Origin of the sequence: Myroides albus (assembly GCF_009711045.1) — a bacterium.
Taxonomy (GTDB): domain Bacteria; phylum Bacteroidota; class Bacteroidia; order Flavobacteriales; family Flavobacteriaceae; genus Flavobacterium; species Flavobacterium album_A.
Genome location: NZ_WMJX01000017.1, coordinates 28,175 through 48,162, shown reverse-complemented (window position 1 = coordinate 48,162; position 19,988 = coordinate 28,175). Strand labels below are relative to the sequence as shown.

Here is a 19,988-nt window from a genome sequence, read left to right as displayed (position 1 = left end):
CCTTTTATCATTATGAATACTAAAACTCCAATATATAAAGAAGCCTTAACAAATCCTATATTTGATTACGTATCAAAAGCAGCTGAAAACCTAAAAGTTGACAGTTATGTGATTGGCGGTTACGTTCGAGACTTCTTACTTCAAAGAAACACTAAGAAAGACATTGATATTGTTGCTGTTGGCAGTGGTATTGAACTTGCTTTGGAAGTTTCTAAATTATTGCCTAATCAACCCAAAGTTCAAGTGTTTAAAAACTATGGCACAGCCATGTTGCGCTTTGATGATATGGATATCGAATTTGTTGGTGCACGAAAAGAATCTTATCACTTTGACAGTAGAAAGCCTGTAGTAGAAGATGGCACACTACAAGATGATCAGAACAGACGTGATTTTACAATTAACGCCTTGGCTTTATCTTTAAACAAAGCAAACTACGGCGAATTGTTAGATCCCTTTAACGGCGTTAGTGATTTGAATAACAAAATTATACGCACTCCTTTAGATCCAGATATTACCTATTCTGACGATCCGTTGCGCATGATGCGAGCAGTGCGTTTTGCTGCTCAGTTAGATTTCTTTATTCACGAAGATTCCTTTGAGTCAATTACTCGAAATCACAAGCGTTTAGATATTATTTCAGGAGAGAGAATCGTCGAGGAGTTGAACAAAATACTATTGACAACAACTCCTTCTAAAGGATTTCTTTTATTGTATAAAACAGGGTTATTAGACTTGATTCTTCCTGAATTAACTGCACTAAACCAAGTAGAAGAAATTGAAGGTCACACACATAAAAACAACTTCTATCACACTTTAGAGGTTGTAGATAACATTAGTCAAAACACAGATGACTTATGGCTTAGATGGGCAGCCCTTTTACACGACATTGGCAAAGCTCCTACTAAGAGATATACAAAGAGAAACGGTTGGACCTTTCATGGGCACGAGTTTTTAGGAGGCAAAATGGTGAAGAAAATCTTCACTCGTTTACACATGCCATTGAATCAAAAAATGAAGTTTGTTCAAAAGATGGTTATGATGAGCTCAAGGCCAATTGTCTTAGCACAGAAAGAAGTTACTGATTCTGCAGTGCGACGTTTAGTTTTTGATGCAGGGGAAAATGTAGAAGATTTGATGACGCTATGTGAAGCAGACATTACCACTAAGAATCCAAATAAATTCAAGAAATACCACAATAATTTCAAAGTTGTTAGACAAAAAATTGTTGAAGTAGAAGAAAGAGATCATGTTCGCAATTTCCAACCTCCTATTACAGGTGAAGAAATTATGGATATATTTGGTTTAAAACCTTGCAGAGAAATTGGTTCAATCAAAGAATCAATCAAAGAAGCTATTTTAGAAGGTGTTATACCAAATGAATATGAAGCTGCTTACCATTTTATGCTTGAAAAAGCTAAAAAAATGGGATTAGAAATAGTCAATAAATAATAGACAATATATATGAAAAATTATTTTTTACCCTTTGCTAAAGCTTCACTAATATTAGTGTATTTAGTGATATTTGCTGGTGCAGCGGTAAGGATGACAGGTTCAGGAATGGGTTGTCCAGACTGGCCTAAATGTTTCGGATACTACATCCCTCCTACTGATGTTGAAGTATTGCAATGGCAACCAGATCGTCAATATGAAAAAGGACAAATGATTATTCATGACGATAGTTTATGGAAAGCAAAAGAGGATTTTACAACAACATCTGAGTATAACGAGGTTCACTGGGAAAAATATACTAAGCACGATTATGCTGAGTTTAATCCAAATCACACTTGGACCGAATACATCAATAGGTTATGTGGTGCTTTGGCAGGATTAGCTTGTTTGGCAATGGCTATTGCCTCGTTTTCATATTGGAAAGAGCGAAAATCCATTACACTTGCCTCGTGGTTAGTTGTTGCTTTAATGGTATTTCAAGCGTGGTTAGGTGCAGTTGTTGTTTATTCCGTACTAAACCCAATTAAGATTACAGTTCACATGGTAATGGCGTTAGTTATCGTAGCGATTATTATCAGTATCATACACGCATGTAGATGTAGAAATGAAGAAATTAGAAAATACCACAGCAGTTTCAAAACCATACTTATTGTATCCTTAATCTTTACATTAGTACAAACTGTATTAGGTACTCAAGTAAGAGAGTTTATAGATGAAAAGATACAAGCGGGAATTGGCAATGAACATTTATGGTTAAATATGCCAAATATTGAGTTCTACATACACCGTAGTTTCTCCTTTTTAATTTTAGCTGTAAACATCTATTTGTTCTACACCAATAGAAAATACAACCTTGGATTTGACAAAATGAAATGGGTTATGATTTTGCTAATCTTAGAAGTATTTACGGGGGTTTTGATGAATTATCTTCACTTCCCATTTGGATCACAAACAGCGCACTTAGTACTGGCTTCTATACTATTTGGAGTACAATTCAAATTAATTCTCGAAGCAAGAAAATGTTACTACTGCGGTAGAAGTTCGGAAGACTAAAAAAGAAATTAAATACATAAAAAAGCGAAACAAGAAAACGTCAAATTCTTGTTTCGCTTTTTTTATTCTATTTTCTCAATTAAATTGTCTTGTATTCAAAACAGGATATTACCACAACCTCAAAGGAATATCTGACCTAAAAAACTTATTGCTTTTCATTGTCCAATATAAACGTGGCTGTTGCCTCCGCTACTTGTTTGAGATGCAATGGCAACTCTTTATCCTCATAAGGGTGTTTTGCCCCAAAGACGTGATTAGCACCATCTACAATATTGAGTAGAGAGTTCGAAATCCACTGATGAAGTAATTGAGCTTCTTTTAACGGCACAGCCTCATCCTCAGTCCCCTGTACAATCAACGTTGGCTTATTCAAATGTTGAGCTGCGACTTGTACATTAAGTTGTTCTTCATTTTGCTCGTAATCCTCCCAAAAAGTAAAGTAATGTGGCATCTTCTGATTTGTCCTTCCGTTGATTACATAGAATACCCCTTGTTCTTTCCATTGATCAAAGCGATCGTGATGTGGAAAGCGCTTTCTAAAATCAGAAACACCTGCCCAAGTAATAACTCCCTTTACATCAGAATTAAAATATCCTTGAAGAATGACTGCGCCACCTCCACGGCTATGCCCAATCAAATAAATATTACTCGCATCTATCCCATCAAGTGTTTTATAATAATCGATTACAGTAGTCAAATCGTTTTGTTCTTGGCTATAAGTGCTATGTCCGAAAGCTTCTAAATCCTCAAACTCCGTAGGCTTGTCAACCGTAGTACCATTCATACAAAAATTAAACTTCACTACACAGCATCCCTTCTCTGCAATATAATCCATCGCTAAATCCCAAGCTCCCCAATCTTTAAAACCTTTATATCCATGACAGAATATCACCAAAGGCAATACTTTATCATTTGCTGGACGGGTAATATCCGACAATATATCTCTATTATTTGAGCTCTTTAATACAACTGTCTTTTTAAATAATTCACCTTTCATAACACATCATTTTAACATTTGATAGTAATAATTTATATCTATTTTAAAACTATAAAAACTAACTTAGCAACAATCAACTTATAATAAAAACATATTTACAATGAAAAAAGTAACTAAACGCATGAAATTCACAAGTAGTATTCTAATGCTAACGTTTTTATTGATCTCTGCAGGAATTGACTTTAGCCATGCACAAGAGAAAAAGAATGACTTCAAGGTAAAAAGCACTACCTATGAGTACAAAATTACTAAGGAAACTAAAGATACTGATTTAGAGTTGATAAAAAAAGAAGTCAACGATGAAAAAGTAGCTACCTTAAACTTTTCGAACATCAAGAGAAATGACAAAGGTGAGATCATCGGTATTACGACAAAATTTATTGACGAAAGAGGGTCTTCTCAACAAAAGTCAGAGTATAACTCCATGGGGATAAGTCCTTATTCGATAACAATTCACGAGAACGACAAAGGAGATAAATACTTAGAAATTTCAACTCCAAATAACCCCATGTTTAGCAACCAAAGTAATTTCGGTATGCAAAGTTCCATGTTTGGCAATAGCCATGCAGGAGAACAAGACAGTTTCTTTACAAGTGATATCATGGAGATGATGCAATCGATGCAAGAAGATATGCAAAGGCAACGCGAAGAATTTATGAAAATGATGCAACAACATAGTGAACCTACAGAAGCAATAGCTCCACAGAAAACCAAATAAGTAAAGTGATATTTTTTTTCAAACAAACTAAAAAGGAGTGTATTCTGTATGAATACACTCCTTTTTTAATTTCATATTATTAGATATAAAATCTATTTTAAATACTTCTCTCCTGTTCTCTGACTTAGGTTTTCGAACATCTCTTTGTACTTAGGTACCTCAACACCATATTTTACTGCCTCTTTGACAATATAACCTGTCATAATCCCCAATTCATTAGAAAGCTTACCACTAAGAAAATCACTGTGCATAGATGTTGTCGATTCATAAGGTATAGCCTTTAACCTACCTTCCACTACATCTACAATATCAGCTGACAAAGTAATTCCCTTAGCTCTCGCCAATGACGATATCTCGATCAAGAGCTGGTGCATAACATCTGCGTGATGCTCCATTACGCCGCCAAAACAAGAGTTATAATACGTTGTCGCAGTCGCAGAAGAAGAAACCAAAATATACTTCTCCCACACTTCCCTACTAATATCACATGTCGCTAAGGCATTAATTCCCGCGTCAGTCAATATCTTTTCAAAAAAGCTCATTTGCGGGGTAAGCTCTTTGTCTAAACCAAAGAGTATACGTTGTCTTCCACTGGGATTATCCACTACACCTGGTTCTTTCAATCGAGTTACAATATAAGTGCACCCCTTCCAGACCTGTCCTTCTTTGAATGCAGAGGCTAACAATTCGAAAGCTTCTACTCCATTTAAAAGGGGCAATATAACGGTACTATCATCTACGACCTCTTTAAGATCGCTAATGACTGGTTCCAAATCATATCCTTTTGTCGCTAAGATAATGTAGTCTAACTTACCAGCTTTCTTGATGTGATCAACAACTAAATTAGGTTTTCCTACCCATTTCTCCTTATCAGTATAAACTTCAATCCCACTGGTACTTATCACTTGGTAATTATCACCTCTTGCAACAAAAATTATTTCAATACTGGGGTCATTTTTATAATAACTTGCTAATAGACCACCATAAAAACCCCCAACACCTCCTATGCCTAAAATTGCAATTCGAGTCTTCATATGCTACTTGTTTTATAATTTCAAACAAGGTAATAAGTTTTCTCGAAACCAAATTCCCTTTTTCAATTTATTGTATTATCCGATAGACACCACGTCTAATACAATCTTTATCAAGAACAATATAGAAAGTACATATACCGTCGGGGTAATATCCTTATGCTGATTAGCACCTAATTTTAAAACTGTAAAACTCAAAATACCAAATACAATTCCCTCTGCAATACTATAAGTGAATGGCATAAAAACTATCGTTAAAAATGCAGGTAAGCCATCTGATAGATTATTAAAATTGATATTCGATACAGAACTAATCATAAATAGCCCTACGATTATCAATGCTGGAGCTGTAGCAGCTGCAGGAATCATCAAGAATATCGGTCCCAAGAATAAAGCTAAGGCAAACATAACAGCTACACTTACTGCAGTTAGTCCAGTTCTACCTCCCGATGCCACACCAGAGGCACTCTCTACATACGAAGTCACAGAACTTGTCCCTAATATCGCTCCAAAAGTAGTCCCCATTGCATCCGTAAATAAAGCCTTTTTCATTTGAGGAAAATTCCCATCCTTGTCCGCTATATTCGTTTTAGAAATCACACCAATTAAGGTACCTACTGTATCAAACAAATTAACAAACAAGAAAGTAAAAACAACTACAACCATATCTATAGACAAGATCTGGTTCCAACCTTCTGCCGTAAACATAGGTTTGATAGCTTCTCCAAAGATAGGCTCAATTGAAGGAGGTAAATCTACCACTCTACTCGGCAAAGATACATCACCTAAAATAACTCCAAAGACTGTCGCCGCAAGGATACCAAAGAGAATGGCTCCATTTACATTTCTAATCAATAAAATACCAGTAACGACCAACCCTACAAGCGTTATCCATACGGTATGTTGACTAAAATCACCTAAGCGAACCAAAGTATTGGGATCTCCTACTACCACACCTGCACTCTTTAGACCTATAAGCGTTATGAACAAACCTATTCCAGCAGGGATAGCTTCTTTGAGTACTTTTGGAATACTCTTTACGATTAATTCCCTAACATTAAAGAAGGTTAAAAGTAGAAAAATGATCCCTTCAATAAATACTGCTGTCAAAGCAAACTGCCATGAATACCCTAAAGTCAAAACAACAGAATAAGTAAAGAAACTATTCAATCCCATTCCTGGAGCTTGAGCAATAGGCAATTTGGCATACAAGCCCATTAACAGTGTTGCAAAAATAGTAGCTAAAGCAGTTGTGGTAAACAAAGCACTCTTATCCATCCCGGCATCCGCAAGAATATTCGGATTCACAACCAAGATATAAGACATGGTTAAAAAAGTAATTATCCCAGCTACAAACTCACGTTTTATAGTGGTACCGTTACTACTTAACTGAAAGTAGTTCTCCAAAAAGTTTTTCATTGTGTTGTTGCGTTAAGCAAACAAAAGTAAAAAGTTTTTAAATACAACTCTATTAAAATTCAAAGATTCCACATTAAAACTAATTAATTAGAAACAGAATCAATACATCGCTATGAAAACACAATGACTTAATACTCTTTCAAAGTACTGTTGTGTCAACTAATTCTTGAAAGTCCTTGGGCAGGGTTTTCTTCTTCTTTACCATTTACAACTTTTCTTTTTTCAATCTCGAACACACAAAGATTAATGCAATATAATTCACCCCTAAAACAATATTTACTATAACTAAGCACTAAAACCCAAACTATCTGCAATGCTTCATTAAATCTAAAGACGCTGTGTGTACACATATGATTGCCATATCCCTCTTTAACACAGATTAAGCGATAGACATAAAAACGAAAAGTAATTATACAAAATAGCTCTGAATCTAAGAAAAAAGCATACTGTAGTATAGTTGTAGAAGAAATGAAAGAGATATGAAGTAGAATTGCTTTGGGCACTGTCTCTTAAAGTGTGTAAGTTCAAAAATAAAGCTTGGGTTAGGTTTTTAAAAACGTCTTATCACAAGATAGATGAACATCTTAAACATAAAAAGCAGCATCATTTCTGAATACTGCTTCATATAGAAAAGTCTAAACAATTTACTGAACTCTAATCGTAACAGGTAGTGTGAACTGAGAACGAACTGCCTTTCCTTTATTCATGGCAGGTTTCCATTTTGGCATTCTCTTTAAGACTCTGATAGCCTCTTGTCCTACTCCGTATCCAGGATCTCTCATCACTTTGATATCTGTTAGACTACCGTCTTTCTCTACTATAAAAGACAGGATAACTTTTACTTCCTTCACACCAGCATCTATTTCTGGTGTCCTAAATGAGTCCACAAATCGGCTGTTAAATTTAGCCAATGTCTCATAAGGTTCTGCCTTAGTAGATACTCCTATATATACTGTCGTATCTTCCAGCCCTACTCCTTTTGTAGCGTCATTGGAATCCACCACTTCATCTGGATTATCTGTTCTGGCTTCATCAATAGCAATTACCCCATCTGGATTAGCATCTAAATTATGTGCTCCTGGGTTAGCATCAATAAAATCATCCACTTTAGGGGCTACTTTAGTAACCTCATTCGCATCTGCTGCCTCCAACTCGCGAAACTCTACTTCTTTAATCTTGCTTAATACTGTTTCTACCTTTTTGGCAGGGAGTTCTACGATTGGCTCTTCCTTAGGTATAAAGGTTTCCACTTCTACTGCTTTAGGCCTAATAACCTCATCAGGAACCACTACAACCGAACCTTCATCATTACTCGCAAATAAGTTAGAGATCACTGTAGGTACAATAAATACGGCACTAAAGAGGAACATTCCTGCTACCAAGGACAAAACGGTGGTACGCGAACTGTTTTTGCGCAAATTATACGCTCCATACGCCTTATTGCGGTGTTCAAAGACAATATCCAACCAATCTTTTCTAAACAAATCATTCTTTGCCATAATTATTTATTTTAAATGTTAAACAACAGACTGTTGGATTATTCGAATACCAACAGCTAAATCAATCTACAGCTACTCTCATAGTGTATTAAAAAATTAATATTATACTAAATTATATGACTAATATACAAATTATAAACAAAAACATTACACATTTACAAATTAAAGTATTTATTTTTATTAAATAAACACTAACAAAACCTATTAAGAAAGCTCATGATATACACTTTTTCTCCTCATGAGCTTATTTGACTAATATGTCTTATTCTGCTTTTTTTGGCTAATCAAAAAAACTACAAAACCATCTGCGAATAGATCGTCAGTACTTATTCTGAAATGTATCGGAAACATCAGTAAGACCAAGGTAAAACCTCAAAAAAAAAGAACTGCCTTTAAAAGACAGTTCTTCAACTATATTATTTTCTTCTATATGTTTTAATAACTTGACTAACAAAAACAGGACCATTAGGGTCATATATATCTAATATCAACATAAACTCTGATTCTATAGCAGTGAATACTATTCCCTCTTTATTTGTTAGTTTATAGATTTTATCTTCACGATACTTTTTAGTTTTAGGGTTATGGTAGCTCACTTTATCACAGTGTAAAGACCTTTCTTAAACAATACTTGTATTATGACACTGATTATCTTGTCCATACTTAATATCTGCAATAGCCTTTGTATTAGAATTAAATGCATTAAATTCCTTTCTACATCTATCTTCAAAAAACGCTTCATCACTATTCCATTTGACATCCACTAAGTCCCATTTACCAATCAATTTATCAATGGTAATTAATTCATCTCTATTATCGTAACCACATTCTATATTATCACTAGAACATCCTTAAACAAGTAAACACTAAAAGTAATCCTCATTTCATATTTTTGTAATTCTCAGCAAATAACTAAATCGTAATAACAAGTCGAGTACCCGAAGGCAAATCCTTATTCCACACCTCTGCTATTTCCTCTAAAGGGTAAGCCGCAGTTTGAATCTTCAATTTGTCATTAGAGGCTAATAAAAACATTTCGGGTAAGATTACTTTGTTAAAGACAATTAATTCCTCGGCTGATAAACTTCCAAAACCAGAGCCCAGTATTTCTATAGCAGAGCTACGCAAGATAGCAGAAGTTAACGCAATCTCTTTACCTGCCATATCACCCGCTGTTACAATTTTTGTAGTATGCGATAGGTGATGTATACTTCCGCCCTTTAAAGTATCTAAAATCCAAGTTATAGGCTGTCCCCACAGATAGTCAATTACGATATCGATAGGATACTGATCGTGAATCGCTTTTAATTTACCTTTCACCGCTTCTTCTCCTTCTTTTAGATTAATCGTATGCGTAGCGCCGAATGTTCTTAACTCATTAAGAATACGCTCATTACGCCCCGTCACGATAATCTCATTTGCTCCATAGTATTTTGCAATTTGCACGGCTACCTGACCTGTAACACCCGTAGCCCCATTAAAAAGTATATTTTGTCTTTTCTCCAGCTTCCCTCTTATCAATAAGGGCATGGCAGAACCCAATACAGCATTGGGTAAGGCTGCGGCTGTCACATAATCTAAGTTATGAGGGATAGGTGTAATCTGTTGGGAAATCAATGCATACTCAGCCAGCATCCCCGTCATACCTTGTGCGTAAACACGTCTGCCATCTTCCAATAGCCCGACGCCATCTACCCCTACAACACAAGGAAAATCCTTATAACTCGCATAGTGCTTTCCACTCACTCTCGCCTTGTCCAAATTCTTAATTGCCGCTGCTTTAACATGCAACAATTGTTGATTTAAACCATTGCTAACTGGAGCTTCTATTTCACCATATACAGGTACTGAACCAGACTTATACAATACTGCTGCCTTCATATTCTCAATAAAATAAATAAAGCACAATATTACAACAATAAGAGGTATCATTTCTAAAAAAGATAGCAAGTCCGCTCACTTATATGACTCCCACATTTTTTATCAATCCAAAATCTTTCTTAGTCCAATACAACTAAGCAACTCTACTTAATATCTTCTTCATTCACCCTTAAACCACCCAGATGTTTGCATGTCTTACTAATTCAGATCGATTTTGTATCGCTACTATTCACTCAGATGTCTATCTCAAATTTGGCGTTTGAAAAAAATAAAAAAAAAAGCAACCAACTTATCAATTTTTAATTAACTTTGTAATTCAAAGTACTTTTATTATGAGTAATAAAGCTATTGAAGATTTAGCGCAAATCAAGACAATGATGGAGCGTTCTACTAAGTTTTTAAGTCTTAGTGGATGGAGTGGAATTTGGGTAGGACTCTGTGGATTAATTGCCAGCGGTATCTTGTATATCTGGCAAACAAATTCACTGTACAGCTATCAGGACCTCACGCTTAACGATCCTTATCAAACTACGTACAATGCATTTAACTTATTGTCATTAGCATTGATCACCTTTATAGTGGCTGTTACTGGAGGTTTCTATTTTACCATTGTGAAAACGCAAAAACAAGGAAAACAATTTATCAATAGCTTAACCAAGAGATTGCTAATTCGCTTTTCTCTACCACTTGTTGTTGGTGGTATTCTTTGTCTATTGTGGTATAAGTACAACCTTTTGTCTTTTGCTTTACCAACTACCCTAATTTTTTATGGACTTGCTCTGTATACTGTACAGGAGGACACAGTAAAAGAAGTGAAAATAATAGCACTATTGCAACTTTTATTAGGACTTGTATCCTTCTATTTTATAGATTATACCTTACTTTGTTGGGCTATTGGTTTCGGGCTGATCCACCTTCTTTATGGCATAATCCTTTGGAATAAATACGACAAACAAAACTAACAGTTATGAAATTTGATTTAGATAAATTGAACAAAGTCTTTGACAACAGAATCCGCGTAGGTATTATGAGCGGATTAATGGTCAATGAATCACTTTCGTTTAACGATCTAAAAGAATATTTAAGCCTGACTGATGGCAACCTGGCTTCTCATCTAAAAAACTTAGAAGAAAGCCAGTATATTACTGTAACAAAGGGATTTATTGGACGAAAAACTAACACTACCTATTCTGCTACAGAAGAAGGAAAAATGGCCTTTAAACAACACTTAACCTATCTCGAAAATTTAATCAAAGAGTTGAAATAATTTTTTTTAATTTTTTACTTTGAAAATCAAAGTACTTTTAATATTTAAAATATGGAAAAAGAAAATCAAAAACCAATGATCAAGGGAATCATCATTACTGTACTATCCCTACTATTACTTATCGCTATCCCTTTTATCACAGGTATAGTATCAGAAAGAGAATCGTTTCAAAGAGAAGTTAAAAATGAAGTAACTTCCAAGTGGGGTAACGAACAAACAATCTACGGCCCTTTCATTTATGTAGAATACAAAAAAACCTATGTTCAAAAAGACAATACCATAGTTGAAAGAACGGTGCCATCACTAACTTCTCCACAATCTCAAAATATAACGGGAAAAGTAGAAACTCAAATTAAAAAGCGAAGCCTATATGAAGTCACGCTTTACAACACAAATTTGAATGTCGATGCCTCTTTTATCTCTCTCGATAAAATCGCAGAAAAGTTAAAACTCGACAGCAAAGATCAATTTACTACAGCAAAGATTGTCTTTGCTATATCTGATAGCAGAGGATTTACAGAACAAATCAATATCAACGGCAATCCTTCCAATTTTTTTGAGCAGGACAACGAAATTAGCACTAAGTCAAGCTTAAATCTCTTGAGTTTTGACATCAAGGAATCTACTATTGATCTTAGCAAAATCAGTTTTCCTCTACACCTAAAAGGGTCAACAGAATTAAAGTTTCTTGCCACTGCCAAAGAAAACAAAGTAAAACTGAATACGACTTATCAGGATATCAAATACATTGGAAGCTACCTACCTGATAGCGAATCAGAAAAAATGACGTTAAGCAATCCAACGTGGACTATCTTTCAATCATTTCCCTTTGAGGCAAACATCAACAACCTGGAAAGTTTAGAAACTTTTGAATTTGGATTAAAATTCTTACAGATGAATGATTTTTACAGCAAAGTAAACAGGGCAACTAAATATGCCTTATTATTCATCGGGTTAACTTTTGCAACATTTTTCTTTATGGAGAACTTAAAGAATCTTCAAATAAATATTTTGCACTACGCTTTAGTAGGGTTGGCTTTGTGTATCAACTTTGTCCTATTATTGTCTTTTGCTGAGTACGTTGGTTTCAGTTATGCTTACTTAATTTCAGCCACTGCGACAATTACATTGATTACCTCATTCCTCTATGGCTTGAGCAAGAACAAGAGAATTGCACTGACTATCATGGGACTGCTATCGCTATTATACACTTTCTTATTCTTCTTACTTCAGTTGAAAGAAGCAGCGTTAATTGTCGGAAGTATTGGACTTTTTGCAATTTTAGCAATACTGATGTACTTTTCAAAGCGAATAACATTCAGCAAATAAACAGGTCTATCTATAGAAATGTGTAAGCCTATTCTTAAACAAACAGTAGCGACAGACGCAATAAACTGAACAAGAATCATTTAACTAAAACACACAAGTATCACTATCTATAACCTCCTTTGATGAAAAGGAGGTTATTTTTTACAATATTCGCAATACGTTTCATAAGTTTTCCAATTCTAATTTACTTCCAAACACAAATAAATTACAGAGAGGTATTTGCCGTATCCTACTTGGTTAGGGGTTTGTTCGGAGATGGTGGGAGGTTCATTCGCAAAAGTGCCCTTAATCCCAGTAAATAGCGTACTTTATCGCACCAATATCCGAACAAAGTACCCATCGGCTTTAAATGGCTTGAGCCATAAAGCTGATATTTAAAAGGCCTAACGACTATATCACTCAAAAAGTGGACTGATCATTTATGTTTCTTTACGTCTATTTGTACTATTTTTGCATTAGTCGTTAAAAGGGTAATTAACAAAGAAGTACAACACATTATTTCCTGTAATTTTCATTGCAATACTCACATAGTATGAATTTGATACTGTAATACCATTCATTTTTTCTTATTTTTGCTATATCACTAATTAAAAAGATGAAAATGAAAAAAACCGTATTTATCTTAGCTTCAATTTTAAGTTTTGCAGTAGTAAGCTGTAAAGACAAACAAGCTACAACAGAGACACCTGAAACGAATCAAGAAACGACACAAACAGAAGTTCAAGTGGAGAAAACAGAAAGTAAATTGACAGGAAGTTGGGAACTATTAGCTGTTACCACACCTGCAGCAGAAGGTAAAACTGTTGACCAATTATTCCCTAACAAAAAACCAAGTTTAACTTTCTCAGGAGAGAATCAATTGAACGGTAATGACGGTTGTAATAACATCATGGGTGAATATGAAAGCAAAGAGAACAACGGTATTGCTATCGGAGATAAATTAGCAGCTACAAAAATGTTCTGTGAAGGTGTTGCTGACACTGTATTTATGCAAGGTTTAACTTCAGTAACAAAATATGATATTGTAGGTGATGAACTTTTATTCATCTCTGGAGATATCGTAGTAATGAAATTTAAGAAAGCCGAAGTAACAGAGTAGGCTATATTTAAAATATTGTATTTCAATATAAAATCCTTTTAATTTAAAAATTAGAAGGATTTTTTCTTTTTAGTTAGGGTATATTTCTACTTCTAAACTAAAATAAAGGCACATGAATCACGCTGTCTCTTTTTCAGCGTTAAAAGTGTATTAATCCCATGCTCATAAAGGTCATAAAACTTCTTTAAAATTGTATAATTATGTATCTTTGTTCCTTTGCAAAAAATTATGATTAATTCAGACGATAATATTGAAGTTTTAGGAGCGAGAGTACACAATCTAAAGAATATAGATGTCGTAATACCTCGTGAAAAACTTGTTGTAATAACAGGATTATCTGGATCGGGAAAATCCTCACTTGCTTTCGATACGATCTACGCCGAAGGACAACGTCGCTATATAGAGACATTTGCTTCCTATGCCAGACAGTTTTTGGGTGGATTAGAGCGACCAGATGTCGATAAAATTGATGGTTTATCTCCTGTAATAGCTATTGAACAAAAGACTACCAACAAGAGTCCACGTTCAACAGTAGGAACCATTACAGAAATTTACGATTTCTTGCGTCTTTTATATGCACGCGCTGGTGAAGCGTATAGTTATAACACGGGCGAGAAAATGGTTAGCTACTCCGATGAGCAAATCCAAGAACTAATTGCAAAAGACTTTGACGGCAAACGCATTAATATCTTAGCTCCTGTTGTTCGCGCAAGAAAAGGACACTACAGAGAATTATTTGAGCAAATTGCAAAACAGGGGTTTCTTAAAGTTCGCATAGACGGTGAAATTAGAGATATTGAATCTGGAATGCGCATTGATCGCTATAAAACCCATGATATCGAGATTGTCATTGACCGAATAGCTGTAGATAAAGAAGAACTAACCCTTCAACGCATCGCCCAAAGCATCAAAGTTGCCATGCATTACGGAGATGATATCATCATGGTACTGGAACAAGATTCAAGTGATTTTAGGTATTTCAGTAGACATCTGATGTGTCCAACTACGGGAATATCTTATCCGAAACCTGAACCGAACAATTTCTCTTTCAACTCTCCCAAAGGAGCTTGTGAATGTTGTAATGGATTAGGTACTATTAACCAAGTGAATATACAGAAGATAATACCTGACAACAAAGTATCTATTAAAGCTGGAGGTATTGCACCATTAGGTACGGAGAAAAAGTCGTGGATGTTTAAACAATTGGAAACAATCGCTGAGCGATACAAGTTCTCGCTAAACGATCCTATTTCAAAAATCCCTGATGAAGCCATGGAGGTGATCCTCAATGGAGGCAATGAAAGCTTTTCGGTAGTATCAAAAGTTGCAGGAATCACTAAGAATTACAAAATCGATTTTGAGGGAATTGTCAATTTCATTAAAAATCAATTTGAAGAAAGCGAAAGTTCGACAATCAAACGTTGGGCAAAAGACTTCATGGACGAAATAGATTGTCCAGAATGTGGTGGTAGTCGCCTGCGCAAAGAAGCATTGTACTTTAAAATCGGAGAAAAGAACATTGGAGAGTTAATCCAAATGGATGTGGAAACATTGATCAAATGGTTTCAAAATCTTCCTCCACAATTGACAAACAAGCAAGCAAGTATTGCTACTGAGATATTAAAGGAAATCAATACTCGTCTGTCATTTTTAGAAGATGTAGGATTAACCTATTTATCTTTAAACAGAAGTTCGCGTACACTATCAGGTGGAGAAGCACAGCGCATCCGATTAGCCACACAAATAGGCTCTCAACTGGTAGGTGTATTGTATATCTTAGACGAGCCGAGTATAGGACTGCACCAACGAGATAATGAGCGATTGATAAAGTCTTTGGAATCACTGCGTGATCTTGGAAATTCTGTACTTGTCGTTGAGCACGATAAAGATATGATCGAACGAGCTGATTACGTTATCGACATTGGTCCGAGAGCCGGAAAGAATGGAGGTAAGATAATCAGTACTGGAACGCCACAAGAATTGCTACAAGAACAAACGCTAACGGCTAAGTATCTCAATGGTCAAATGAAGATAGAGGTTCCTAAACAAAGGCGAAAAGGAAATGGAAAAACCTTGAGATTAGAAGGAGCTACGGGTAACAATTTGAAGAATGTCACAGTAGATATTCCATTGGGAACGCTTACTTGTGTGACTGGAGTTTCTGGTTCAGGAAAGTCGACATTAATCAATGGTACGCTTTATCCTATTTTGAATACTCATTTTTACAATGCAGTTGCCAAACCACAACCTTATAAAAAGATTAAGGGGCTTGAGCACTTGGACAAAGTGATCTGTATAGATCAGAGTCCTATTGGAAGAACTCCTCGTTCAAACCCTGCTACTTATACGGATGTGTTCTCTGATATACGCAACTTATTTGCTCAAACCCCTGAAGCGGCAATACGAGGATATAAGCCTGGTAGGTTTAGTTTTAATGTAAAAGGTGGTCGCTGTGATACTTGTGAAGGATCAGGAGTACGCACAATCGAGATGGGCTTTTTACCGGATGTATATGTAGAATGTGAGACGTGTCAAGGCAAGCGTTTTAATAGAGAAACCCTTGAGATAAGATACAAAGGAAGGTCAATTTCGGATATTTTAAATATGACTGTTCAAGAAGCGGTAGAGTTTTTTGAGAATATTCCAAAAATATATCGTAAATTGAAAACAATTGATGAAGTTGGCTTAGGATACCTAACTTTAGGACAACAAAGTACTACTTTATCTGGTGGTGAAGCACAGCGCATTAAGCTTGCCACAGAACTTTCTAAGAAAGATACAGGTAATACCTTCTATATCCTTGATGAACCAACAACTGGACTTCACTTCGAGGATATACGCGTACTGATGGAAGTTATTACGAAATTAGTAGAGAAAGGAAATACGATATTAATTATTGAACACAACTTGGATGTAATCAAGCTTGCAGACTATATCATTGATGTAGGATATGAAGGAGGTAGTCAGGGAGGTCAGATAGTTGCAACGGGAACACCAGAGGAAATTATAAAGAATAAAAAAAGTTATACCGCTCATTTTTTGAAGAATGAGCTTTAAAGATTAGATGATATGAAAGAAATTTTTGAAAGTGAAGAGGCTAAAATTCAAGACAAGTTCAAACAAAGATCTTGGAATGAAATAAAGACAAATGATTCTTGGGGAATCTTTAAAATTATGTCTGAATTTGTAAATGGGTACGAGAACATGGGACGTATCGGTCCAAGTGTATCTATTTTTGGTTCAGCGCGTACTAAGAAAGATGATCCTTACTATAAATTAGCTGAGGAAATTGCATTCAAAATTAGTAAAGCTGGTTATGGCGTAATCACAGGAGGTGGTCCTGGTATTATGGAAGCAGGTAACAAAGGAGCACATTTAGGACAAGGTGTTTCTGTTGGACTAAACATCGAATTGCCATTTGAGCAACACTTCAACCCATATATTGACCACGATAAAAACTTACAATTTGACTATTTCTTTGTACGCAAAGTAATGTTTGTTAAGTACTCTCAAGGTTTTGTAGTAATGCCTGGTGGTTTTGGTACACTTGATGAGTTGTTTGAAGCTGTAACGTTAATTCAAACGAAGAAGATTGCTAAATTCCCTATCGTTCTTGTTGGAACTGAGTTCTGGGGAGGATTGATTGATTGGATAAAACAAACCTTATTAACTAAGCACAATAACATTTGTGCGGAAGATATGGACTTAATTCAATTAGTTGACAGTGCGGATGAAGTAATTGAAGTAATTGACAACTTCTATAAAAAGTATAATTTAAGACCAAACTTTTAATATCATATTACAAAAAAGAAACTGCTTAGTAAATACTAAGCAGTTTCTTTTTGTCCTATAATCACTTGTAAAACAAAAAGGTTCCCATAGTATTACTACAGGAACCTTTTTGTTATTATTATCGTGCGGTATATTATAGTCCTAATACCTCTTTTACTTTTTGCTCAAGAGCAGCACCTCTCAAGTTAGTTGCAATCACGACACCATTACCGTCGATTAAGTAACTTGCTGGAATACCTTGAATCCCGTAAGCAGAAACGATTGGATCATTCCAATAAGCAATATTAGATACTTGCGTCCAAGTTAGGCCATCTTTTGCAATTGCCTCTTCCCACTCTTCTTTTGTTCTATCTAATGAATAACCGATAATATCAAATCCTTTATCGTGATATAATTTATAAGCTTTTACAAGATTAGGATTTTCTTTGCGGCAAGGTCCACACCAAGCAGCCCAAACATCAATCAAGATAAGTTTCTTTCCTTGCATATAGTCATATAAAGACAACTCTTCACCTGCAGGTGTAGTTCCTTTAAAATCACCTATCTTCTCTCCTATTACAGGTACAGCTGTTTTGCTCTCAGTCAAAGTTTTAATAGCAGCTTGTGTTTTCTTTCCTAATAATGTACTTTTTAAGTCAATAGAAAAAGCGTCAAACTCCTCTTGGTATTCTTTAGCTGTTTTTCCTTTAGTAGGAACTTCTTTAGATAAAATCAATAATGCAATGGCAGTATTTTTATTTTTCTCTTTAAAGTTAGCAGGATAGTTTTCTAACTCCTGAACCATTGCTTCATACTTTTGCTCAACAGCTGCGCGATTTTTTACAGCTTCTTGATCATTTTCATCAACTGGCATCATCAAAGCAAGACCGTTGTCATTCAAGAAAGCTTTAAGCTCATCTATCTTTGGAATCATATTAGATTGTAACTCTTGCAACTTATTATTTGCTTCCGTACCTTCTACTTTTATCTTCGTTAACTCCTCTTTGTCATAGAAAATTTTAATATCCCCTTTTTCTCCAACAAATGGAACTGCTCCTAATGGTTCTTCTTCACTTCCAAATACAATGTAAGCTTCGTCTAAGTCATTAAAAGTATTCTCAAATACAACTTTTCCTTCTTTTACCTCAGCTTTAGAGATTGTTGTTGGCGCTACTGCTCCTATTTCAATAGTTTGTAACTCTACATTTGAGCCGTCAGGAATATTCGCAACTTCTACTGAAATATTACCTGCTTTATTACAAGCTACGAATATTAAAGCAGATGCTAGCAATACGCTAATTCTTTTCATTATTTTTCTTATTTAAAATTTAATCCTAAATTAAAGAAGTTTTTAGAGATTATACTACTTTTCTATCCATTTTTTAAAATCATTAACTTTTTCGCGGCTTACGATTAAATCATCATCATCAAAATTCTTTAAATTTACCTTTAATCTGGAATTGGAAAAAGCATGGATTTCGTGAATTGACACTAATGATATAATGAACTTTCGATTAATGCGGAAGAAATCATTTGGAGATAAGTGCTTCTCAATCTCCTCTAAAGAATAATCTGTTAAATAGTTTCTTCCCTCATTGGTCTTGATATAAGTCGCTTTATTTTCGCTAAAAAAACACATAATATCAGTAGTACTGATAATTTTAATCTGCATACCTATCTTCACAACAAAGCGCTCCTTGTACTCGATCACATTATTGGAGAGAAACTGGGTGAACATGGAGAGTTGTTCATTAAATCCAAAAATCGCTTGTTTATTATTTTTGAACTTTTGAATGGCTTGCTCTAATTCATCTGCTTGGATAGGTTTTAGCAAATAATCAATACTATTCAACTTAAAAGCTCTCAAAGCATATTCATCATAAGCTGTAGTAAAAATAATAGCACTATTCACTTTGACTTGTTCAAAAATCTCAAATGACAAACCATCTGACAGCTGTATATCTAAAAAGATGAGGTCTGGTTCTTTGTTAGAACCAAACCATTCTATAGCCTCTTCTACATTAGTCAATTTCGCATTTGGAAAATAACCTAACTTCTCTAACTTGCGCTCTAACGACCTTGCAGCGGGCTTTTCATCTTCTATAATCACTATATTAATTCCTGTCATATCGATTAACTTGATATTCGTATGTATTCTTTATTCTATCCATTTCCCTTCTCTCTACTCTATTTATCCAGCGATCTAAAAGGGGGATATAATCAGCAAAATGCAAGATTAGTTTAATTGTAATTACCGCAAACCAAATAGCAAAAAAGACAATTTGCAGCTTTTCGTCATTGTTTAAAAACACAATCCTAACATCTTCTATTTCCAAATGTTCAAGGTATTTTGTAAACAAGAGGACAATTGCAAAAAGTACAAATTGCAATACGAGATATACAGTCCTATTAGTATAACTAAAACGATAAGCTTTATACTTTTCACTAACCTTAGTTGACAGTTCCTTTTTCATA

Annotated in this window: 19 protein-coding genes; 9 read left to right on the top strand and 10 right to left on the bottom strand. The window is 35.0% G+C overall.

All coding sequences use genetic code 11. From position 1 onward, the window contains the following. Nucleotides 1-12 precede the first annotated feature (12 nt). Both GJV76_RS09375 and GJV76_RS09370 read left to right on the top strand, forming a co-directional pair. A complete protein-coding gene (locus tag GJV76_RS09375) occupies nucleotides 13-1,449 on the top strand; it encodes a CCA tRNA nucleotidyltransferase (RefSeq protein WP_155092359.1) in 1,437 nt (478 codons plus the stop codon). A 12-nt stretch (nucleotides 1,450-1,461) separates the two neighbouring features. After that, entirely contained in the window at nucleotides 1,462-2,502 is a 1,041-nt protein-coding gene (locus tag GJV76_RS09370) for a COX15/CtaA family protein (RefSeq protein ID WP_155092358.1), read from the top strand. 145 nt (nucleotides 2,503-2,647) lie between these two features. On the opposite strand, the gene GJV76_RS09365 is transcribed toward GJV76_RS09370, so the two are convergent. Continuing rightward, nucleotides 2,648-3,499 (bottom strand): alpha/beta hydrolase family protein, encoded by an 852-nt coding sequence (locus GJV76_RS09365; protein WP_155092357.1) that lies wholly within the window; start codon nucleotides 3,497-3,499, stop codon nucleotides 2,648-2,650. A 100-nt stretch (nucleotides 3,500-3,599) separates the two neighbouring features. Between GJV76_RS09365 and GJV76_RS09360 the strand changes: the two genes are divergently transcribed. Then, entirely contained in the window at nucleotides 3,600-4,217 is a 618-nt protein-coding gene (locus tag GJV76_RS09360) for a hypothetical protein (RefSeq protein ID WP_155092356.1), read from the top strand. Between the two features lie 92 nt (nucleotides 4,218-4,309). Here GJV76_RS09360 and GJV76_RS09355 read toward each other — a convergent pair whose 3' ends face one another. The 6 genes from GJV76_RS09355 to GJV76_RS09330 all read right to left on the bottom strand — a co-directional run bounded on the left by GJV76_RS09355 (nucleotide 4,310) and on the right by GJV76_RS09330 (nucleotide 10,047). Further along, nucleotides 4,310-5,251 (bottom strand): ketopantoate reductase family protein, encoded by a 942-nt coding sequence (locus GJV76_RS09355; RefSeq protein ID WP_155092355.1) that lies wholly within the window; start codon nucleotides 5,249-5,251, stop codon nucleotides 4,310-4,312. Between the two features lie 75 nt (nucleotides 5,252-5,326). Beyond that, entirely contained in the window at nucleotides 5,327-6,667 is a 1,341-nt protein-coding gene (locus GJV76_RS09350) for an NCS2 family permease (protein WP_155092354.1), read from the bottom strand. A 644-nt stretch (nucleotides 6,668-7,311) separates the two neighbouring features. Next, nucleotides 7,312-8,166 carry an energy transducer TonB gene (locus tag GJV76_RS09345; protein WP_155092353.1) on the bottom strand — a complete coding sequence of 285 codons (855 nt, stop codon included), beginning with the start codon at nucleotides 8,164-8,166 and terminating at the stop codon, nucleotides 7,312-7,314. Between the two features lie 416 nt (nucleotides 8,167-8,582). Then, nucleotides 8,583-8,762, bottom strand: a complete 180-nt coding sequence (locus tag GJV76_RS09340) for a hypothetical protein (RefSeq protein WP_155092352.1) — start codon at nucleotides 8,760-8,762, stop codon at nucleotides 8,583-8,585. A 24-nt stretch (nucleotides 8,763-8,786) separates the two neighbouring features. After that, the gene (locus GJV76_RS09335) at nucleotides 8,787-8,951 is read right to left on the bottom strand and encodes a hypothetical protein (protein WP_155092351.1); all 165 of its coding nucleotides are present in this window, start codon (nucleotides 8,949-8,951) and stop codon (nucleotides 8,787-8,789) included. Between the two features lie 127 nt (nucleotides 8,952-9,078). Then, nucleotides 9,079-10,047: a quinone oxidoreductase family protein gene (locus tag GJV76_RS09330; RefSeq protein WP_155092350.1), complete on the bottom strand. Its 969-nt coding sequence runs from the start codon at nucleotides 10,045-10,047 to the stop codon at nucleotides 9,079-9,081. Between the two features lie 332 nt (nucleotides 10,048-10,379). Here GJV76_RS09330 and GJV76_RS09325 point away from each other — a divergent pair, with 332 nt between their 5' ends. From GJV76_RS09325 to GJV76_RS09300, 6 genes are all read left to right on the top strand, one after another. Then, a complete protein-coding gene (locus GJV76_RS09325; protein WP_155092349.1) occupies nucleotides 10,380-11,009 on the top strand; it encodes a hypothetical protein in 630 nt (209 codons plus the stop codon). Between the two features lie 5 nt (nucleotides 11,010-11,014). Next, nucleotides 11,015-11,314 carry a winged helix-turn-helix domain-containing protein gene (locus GJV76_RS09320; protein ID WP_155092348.1) on the top strand — a complete coding sequence of 100 codons (300 nt, stop codon included), beginning with the start codon at nucleotides 11,015-11,017 and terminating at the stop codon, nucleotides 11,312-11,314. A 51-nt stretch (nucleotides 11,315-11,365) separates the two neighbouring features. Then, nucleotides 11,366-12,643 carry a cell envelope integrity protein CreD gene (gene creD / locus GJV76_RS09315; RefSeq protein ID WP_155092347.1) on the top strand — a complete coding sequence of 426 codons (1,278 nt, stop codon included), beginning with the start codon at nucleotides 11,366-11,368 and terminating at the stop codon, nucleotides 12,641-12,643. A gap of 601 nt (nucleotides 12,644-13,244) precedes the next feature. Continuing rightward, complete coding sequence (locus GJV76_RS09310) at nucleotides 13,245-13,742, top strand: META domain-containing protein (protein ID WP_155092367.1); 498 nt, start codon at nucleotides 13,245-13,247, stop codon at nucleotides 13,740-13,742. A 228-nt stretch (nucleotides 13,743-13,970) separates the two neighbouring features. Next, nucleotides 13,971-16,799 carry an excinuclease ABC subunit UvrA gene (gene uvrA, locus GJV76_RS09305; protein ID WP_155092346.1) on the top strand — a complete coding sequence of 943 codons (2,829 nt, stop codon included), beginning with the start codon at nucleotides 13,971-13,973 and terminating at the stop codon, nucleotides 16,797-16,799. Nucleotides 16,800-16,811: 12 nt separating this feature from the next. Then, nucleotides 16,812-17,534 carry an LOG family protein gene (locus GJV76_RS09300; RefSeq protein ID WP_155092345.1) on the top strand — a complete coding sequence of 241 codons (723 nt, stop codon included), beginning with the start codon at nucleotides 16,812-16,814 and terminating at the stop codon, nucleotides 17,532-17,534. 133 nt (nucleotides 17,535-17,667) lie between these two features. Here the strand turns inward: GJV76_RS09300 and GJV76_RS09295 are convergent, their stop codons facing one another. The 3 genes from GJV76_RS09295 to GJV76_RS09285 are packed head-to-tail and all read right to left on the bottom strand — an operon-like array spanning nucleotide 17,668 to nucleotide 19,987. Further along, entirely contained in the window at nucleotides 17,668-18,822 is a 1,155-nt protein-coding gene (locus tag GJV76_RS09295) for a TlpA disulfide reductase family protein (protein WP_155092344.1), read from the bottom strand. Nucleotides 18,823-18,876: 54 nt separating this feature from the next. Continuing rightward, entirely contained in the window at nucleotides 18,877-19,641 is a 765-nt protein-coding gene (locus tag GJV76_RS09290; protein WP_155092343.1) for a LytR/AlgR family response regulator transcription factor, read from the bottom strand. Beyond that, a complete protein-coding gene (locus GJV76_RS09285; protein ID WP_155092342.1) occupies nucleotides 19,628-19,987 on the bottom strand; it encodes a hypothetical protein in 360 nt (119 codons plus the stop codon). Before GJV76_RS09285 ends, GJV76_RS09290 begins: the two co-directional genes overlap by 14 nt. Nucleotide 19,988: the final 1 nt, after the last annotated feature.